This is a genomic window from Okeania sp. SIO2B9, assembly GCF_010672505.1.
Classification (GTDB): Bacteria; Cyanobacteriota; Cyanobacteriia; order Cyanobacteriales; family Microcoleaceae; genus Okeania; species Okeania hirsuta.
In genome coordinates this window covers 1-1,362 of the sequence record NZ_JAAHGK010001650.1, presented here as the reverse complement: position 1 = coordinate 1,362, position 1,362 = coordinate 1, and the positions used below count along the sequence as shown (strand labels likewise).

Genomic DNA, 1,362 nt, shown 5'->3' with positions numbered 1-1,362 from the left:
TAAGTTAGTAGAAATTGCTTGCACTGGACAGGTAGGAATACATTGTTCGCATACGATACAACGAGACCTAATAAAATTTAGACGAAAGGTCTCAGGTTGTAAAGTCAAAGCTTCTGTAGGACAAACACCAGTACATAAACCACAGTCTATACAACTATCTTCATCGATTAAAATTTCCCTACTAGCTAAACATACATCTATATTTTTTAGTCTCATCCATTCGACAGCAGCATCTAATTCATCAATATCTCCCGATAATTCCAGCACTAATTTACCAACTTGATTTGGTGCTACTTGAGCACGAATAATATTAGCAGCAACATTAAAATCTTTTGCCAACCTATAGGTAATTGGCATATGAATTGAACGTTGTGGAAATGTTAGAGTTACTCGTTTTTTCATAGTTCTGTCCCCCAATTAGAATAATTAGACTGTTTCTAAAAGTCAAAATCCAGTATTTTTTCCTTCGTGATTTTTGATGTTTTTATTTATTCTTAATTATGGAATTAATTTTTATGCTCTTTGTTTTAAGATGGCAATTGCTAAACTAATAGCTATAGTTTTTAATTGTAATAATTCTTTAATTTTTTGACAATGAGCGTAAACCCATCTGATTCTACAAATACTTCCCCTTTCACAACGCGCCTGAGAAATTTCATTGTGGCGTTGGTAGCGATCGCTTTATCAGTGACCATTTTTATCGGATTACGAACGGAGACTGCTTCGGTCTCTTTGGGTGAAATGGCTGAAGCTGCAACACCTCTGAATGTGGCCTTAAGTAATGGTAAGCCAAGTCTAGTTGAATTTTATGCTAATTGGTGTACTACTTGTCAAGCTATGGCTTCTGAATTGGAGGAAATTAAACAACAGTATGGTGAAAATGCCAACTTTGTGATGCTGAATGTTGATAATAGTAAGTGGTTACCAGAGTTGGCTAAATATCGAGTAGACGGTATTCCTCACTTTGTATTTTTGGATCGAGATGGATCTGAGGTTGGCCAGACTATCGGAGAGATGCCAAAATCTGTGATGGCAGCAAATATAGAGGCTTTAATTGCTGGGGACTTACTACCATACGATGGTACTGTTGGTCAAGGGTCTAAATTTAACACATCAGTGGCACCAATTAAAGCAAGTCAAGCAGATCCAAGAGTTCACGGTAGTCAAGTGCAATAGTGGTCGATTAAGCTTGTGTATATATAGAATTACAGCATTGGTGATGTGTGGCTATGATTGTGCTTTAATGGCAATTGCCTAACTATTAACTGAAAAGCATTTTATATTTGGCTAAATTTAGGTTTCATAGCTTGATTCACCAATGCTGAATTAGTTGCTTTTTTTAGTTACTTAGCAATTAACGGA

2 protein-coding genes are annotated in these 1,362 nt (G+C 36.0%); one reads left to right on the top strand and one right to left on the bottom strand.

Going from position 1 to position 1,362, the window contains the following annotated elements:
• Positions 1-402 (bottom strand): NIL domain-containing protein (locus F6K13_RS33415; RefSeq protein ID WP_124144865.1); only part of this gene is annotated, 402 nt, incomplete at its 3' end.
• A gap of 192 nt (positions 403-594) precedes the next feature.
• Here F6K13_RS33415 and F6K13_RS33410 point away from each other — a divergent pair.
• The gene (locus F6K13_RS33410) at positions 595-1,176 is read left to right on the top strand and encodes a thioredoxin family protein (RefSeq protein ID WP_124144864.1); all 582 of its coding nucleotides are present in this window, start codon (positions 595-597) and stop codon (positions 1,174-1,176) included.
• Positions 1,177-1,362 lie beyond the last annotated feature (186 nt).

Excerpts from the sequence above, each read along its gene's own strand:
- F6K13_RS33410 (WP_124144864.1), top strand. The coding sequence starts at position 595 with ATGAGCGTAAACCCATCTGATTCTACAAATACTTCCCCTTTCACAACG.